Raw genomic sequence first — 5,085 nt, 5'->3', positions numbered from 1 at the left:
AGGTGTCCCTGCATGCTTCGGGTGCTTCGGCGATTCGTGCGCGGATCGCCCCGAACGGTCCCAGCTCGATGTCGATCGACCTGGCCGACGGGCTCGGCCTTCCCGTGCTCTCGGTCGAGTCGATGGTGGCCCGTCCGGTGACCGCCCAACAGCTGGCCACCGCGGTCGGCGGCACCAGCGGCGGCGAGCTGTTCGAGGTGCTGTGGTCTCCGGCCCCGGTGAACTCCGAGCCGGTCTTCGCCGACGCCGATTTCGCGGTGTTCGAATCTTCGTCGACGGCAAGCGAAACCGACGATCTGCCCGGCGTGTACGGCGCCACCCACGCGGCGCTCGAGCGCCTGCAGTCCTGGCTGACCGAGCCCTTCGATTCGACCAAGGCGTCGACGTTGGTGGTCGCCACCCGCGGGGCCGTCGCACTGCCTGGCGAGGACGTCACCGACCTGGCGGGTGCCGCGGTATGGGGTCTGGTGCGTGCCGCGCAGACCGAGCACCCCGGCCGGGTCGTGCTCGTCGATACTGATGCCCCGGCGGGCGCCGACCTCGACGTGAAGGCGATCATCGCCGTCGGCGAACCCCAGGTGGTCATCCGCGACGGCGTCCTGCACATCGCGCGGGTGGTGCCGAGCCGCGCCGCCGAGGCACTGCTGACCCCGCCACCGGACGGCGCCCCGTGGCGCCTGACCGTGTCGGAGGCCGGCACCTTCGACGATCTGAGCCTGCAGCCGATCGCCGACGCCGACGAGCCGCTCGCCCCGGGTCGCATCCGGGTCGGCGTGCGCGCCATCGGCGCCAACTTCCGCGACGTGATGATCGCGCTCGGGTTGTATCCGGGCGGCGGCGCGATGGGCATCGAGGCCGCAGGCGTCGTCACCGAAATCGGACAGGGCGTGACGGGAGTGTCCGTCGGTGACCGGGTGATGGGCCTGTTCCCCGAGGGCACCGGATCGGTCGCGGTCACCGACGCGCGGGTCGTCCTCCCGATTCCCGCCGACTGGGGTTACGCGCAAGGCGCAGGCTTCACGGTGGGCTTCGCCACCGCATTCTTCGCGCTGCGCGGGCTGGCCGACGTGCAGCCGGGTCAGTCGGTGCTGATCCATGCGGGCACCGGCGGTGTCGGCATGGCAGCGGTGCAGCTGGCCAGACACTGGGGCCTGGAGGTGTTCACCACCGCAAGCCGCGGTAAGTGGGACACGTTGCGAGACATGGGCTTCGACGACGACCACATCGGCGACTCGCGCACCCTGGACTTCGAGCAGAAGTTCCTGGGCGTGACCGCTGGGCGCGGCCTCGACGTCGTGCTGGACTCATTGTCGGGTGACTTCGTCGACGCGTCGCTGCGACTGCTGCCACGCGGTGGAGTCTTCCTCGAGATGGGCAAGACGGACGTCCGCGACGGGGCGACCGTTGCCGCCGATCACCCCGGCGTGCGCTATCGCGCGTTCGACCTCTTCGAGGCGGGTGCGGACGGCGTCGCGAAGATCCTGACCGGCGTCTCGGCCTTGAGCGACGCCGGCGCGTTGCGCCCGCTGCCCGTGTCGACGTGGGACGTCCGCCGGGCACCCGCGGCCCTGCGGCATCTGAGCCAGGCACGCCACATCGGCAAGGTCGTACTCACCATGCCCGACGACTGGGCGGGCGGCACGGTCCTGATCACCGGCGGCACCGGCATGGCAGGCGCGTCCGTAGCCCGCCACGTCGTCGCGAATCACGGTGTGCGGCATCTGGTTCTACTCTCCCGCCGCGGACCCGACGCACCGGGCGCCGCCGAGTTGGTCGCCGAGCTCACCGACGCAGGCGCCCACGTACAGGTGATCGCGGCCGACGCCGCCGACCGCGACGCACTGGGCAAGGGCCTTGCGGGCATCGACCATCAGCACGCGCTGTCGGCGGTGATCCACACCGCCGGGGTGATCGACGACGCGGTGCTCACGTCGCTGACGCCGGATCGGGTCGACGCGGTACTGAGGGCCAAGGTCGATGCCGCGTGGAACCTGCACGAGTTGACCAAGGACCTCGATCTGTCGGCGTTCGTGATGTTCTCGTCGATGGCGGGCCTGGTCGGCGCGTCCGGTCAGGCGAACTACTCCGCGGCCAACGCGTACCTCGATGCGCTGGCCGCTCACCGGCGGGCGAACGGACTGCCCGCGATGTCGCTTGGCTGGGGGCTGTGGGAGCAGGCCAGCGGCATGACGGGGCATCTGCAGAACGTCGACCTAGCCCGGCTCAACCGCGACGGCATCCTGGCGCTGCCCGTCGAGGACGCGCTCGCGCTGTTCGACGAGGCGCTTACCGTGGACGAACCGTTCCTGGTGCCCGCACGGATCGACCGCGTGGCGTTGCGCACCAAGTCGACGGCGGGGACGCTGCCGCCGATGTTCATCGACCTGATCGCGGGGCCGTCCCGCCGTCAGGTCGGCGACTCGTTGGCTGCTGCCCAGTCGCGATCGGCTCTGGCGCAACGGCTTTCGGGGCTGCCGACCGACGAGCAGCACGATCTGCTGCTCGACCTGGTGCGTTCGCACATGGCCACGGTCCTCGGCCTTCCGTCGCCGCAGGCCATCGCGCCTGACCTGGCCTTCCAGGATCATGGCTTCGACTCGCTGACGGCAGTGGAACTGCGCAACCGGTTGAAGGCCGCGACGGGTCTGACGCTGTCGCCGACGCTGATCTTCGACTACCCGAACCCGTCGGCGATCGCCGAGCACTTCCGCACCCAGCTCGTCGGGGAGTCCGATCAGGCGCCCGCGACCAACTCGGTGGACGAGGAACTGCAGCGCGTGGTGGCGACCATTCCCGTCAAGCGGCTCCGCCAGGCCGGTGTGCTCGACATGCTGCTGAACCTGGCGGCCCAGGGCGACGCCGGCGAGACCACGACGTCCGCCGAGCCGGACCGGTCGCAGGACATCGCGGACATGGACCTGCAGGATCTGTTGGCCGCGTTCGGTGACGATGACGACTAGGCCTCGATGAGGATCGTCGTCACCGGGGTCGACACCGTCGTCGGCCGCGGTGTCGCGCGTCGGCTGGTCAGCCTCGGCCACCACGTCCTCGGCGTCGGGTCGCGCCGTCCCGAGAGCTGGCCGGGCTCAGTCGCCTTCACCGAGTCGGCGGACTTCGGCCCGGCCGTACTGGCCGGCGCCGACGCCGTCGTGCACTGCGCCGACGACGACGCGCTGCTGGCGGCGATCACCGCTGCCGGAGTCGGCCGCCTCGTCGTGGCATCGTCGATTCTGCACACCGCCCCTCTGCCGCCATTCGACGGCATCCACGTGAGGGCCGGAATCGTGTTGGGCCGCAACGCCGATGAGTCGACGCTTGGCATCTTCGCCGCGCCGGTAGCACTCGATGTCGCCGGGTCCGGCGACCGACCGTTGCAGGTGGTTCACCCGCACGACCTTGAGCGCGTGCTGGTCCGCGCCGTGCTCGACGGCGACGTTCGCGGCACCGTCGACGTGGCCGCCGAGGGCCACACCTCGCTGCGTGCCATCGCCGCGGCCCTCGGACGTCCCGTGCTGCGGGCGCCGTCGGTCCTGCGCCGCCTCGCCCCGAGCAACCCGCTGGCGCGCGAGCTGCCCACGCTAAATCCCGACCCGGCGCTCGTGCTGGCCTACGACGCCGCGCAGTGCGTCGCGGACTTCGCACTCGCTGGCCGCGGCCGCATTGCGATCGGGGCTGGCGTCCACGACATTCCGTGGCGGCTGCCGCGGGTCCTCGACATTCCGGCCGTCGATGCACCGACCCCCGACGGGATCGCGCCCGTCGCGGCGGGCCCCGCTACCGAGAACGGCGAGTTCGACACCCCGATCGATCCCCGCTTCCCTGCGTTCATCGCCACCAATCTGTCCGAGGCCCTTCCCGGCCCGTTCTCCCCGTCGTCGGCGTCGGTCACGGTGTTGGGCACACGCGCGGCGGGTCTGGTCATCTCCGAGCGACTGCGCCCTGGCGGGGCGGTGCAGCGGGAGATGTCGGTGCGGACCACCGGCGTGTTCGGCCACCGGCTGTACGCGGGCATCACCACCGGGCACTTCATGGCGCACACCGTGCCGTTCATCGACCCGGCGATCGTGCTCTCCGGGTTCTTCGGGCACACCGAGGACGGCCTGGAGCTCTTCGGTGAGCAGCTGCCGCCCGTCGCCCCCCGCGGCATCGTCCGGCAACTCCGTGGCGGATTGACGTTCGCCAACTGCCTGATCGGCCTTTCCGCGGGATCGGGGCGCGACACGCGGGACTTCGGCCGCGACGTCGAGACGCTGGAGTTCTCGGCGGCCGACCCGGCAGCTCTGGACGACCGGCGGCTGCGCGAGCTGATCCTGCTCGGCCGCGACCACGTGGTACACGGCTGGGTGCTCGCCTCGGCGTCGATCCTGCTGTGCGCCGGTTACGGCGTCGTGCTTCGGCTCCTGTGCGGTCACGACGTGCTGCCCGCGGCCGGATCCGACCTCGTCAGCGCGCAGGCGCTCAGCGCTGTGCACCGGCTGGCGGCCGCCGCGCGGCGCGACCCGATCGCGGCACGGCTGCTGTCCGAGCCGGAGATCGACGCGACGGCGCTGGCGTCGCGGGCGCCGGGCTTCTTCGGCGACCTGACCCGCGAGCTGGCGCTCATCGGCCACCGCGGGCCCAGCGAGGTCGAGATGCGCAGTGCCACCTACGCCGACGATCCCGACCTGCTGATCCGCATGGTGACCAAGGCGTTGACCGCCGCGCCAAGGGAGCTACCGGCCCCACCCGACGTGCCGCTGCGGGCGAGGGCGGTCGCCGCGGCCGCCGCCGTCCAGATCCGCGAGCGCGAGGTCCGCCGCGATCGGATGGTGCGCGCGATCTGGGTGCTCCGAGGTCTGCTGCGCGAGTACGGCCGCAGGCTGGTCGACGCCGGAGAGATCGGTGAGGTCGACGACGTGTTCTACCTCCTGGTCGACGAGCTCGACGCTCCGCCCGCCGACGTCGCCGCCGTGGTGGCCCGCCGCCGCGCGGAGCAACTGACCCTGCGGGACCTGGTCCCACCGGAGGCGTTCAGCGGCCGCTGGCAACCGGCGGTCGCTCCGACCGCGGGGCTCGGCGGCGGCGAGGTCTTGCACGGGATCGGGG

Annotated in this window: 2 protein-coding genes; both read left to right on the top strand. The window is 71.7% G+C overall.

Features of this window, described 5'->3' with window-relative positions; translation table 11 throughout:
• Nucleotides 1-2,960 (top strand): SDR family NAD(P)-dependent oxidoreductase (locus ACRDUX_RS05305; protein WP_526411705.1); only part of this gene is annotated, 2,960 nt, incomplete at its 5' end.
• A gap of 6 nt (nt 2,961-2,966) precedes the next feature.
• Nucleotides 2,967-5,085 (top strand): NAD-dependent epimerase/dehydratase family protein (locus ACRDUX_RS05300; RefSeq protein ID WP_526411703.1); only part of this gene is annotated, 2,119 nt, incomplete at its 3' end.

The sequence above is a fragment of the Mycobacterium sp. genome (assembly GCF_050701675.1).
Classification (GTDB): Bacteria; Actinomycetota; Actinomycetes; order Mycobacteriales; family Mycobacteriaceae; genus Mycobacterium.
This window is presented reverse-complemented; position numbering and strand designations above follow the sequence as displayed.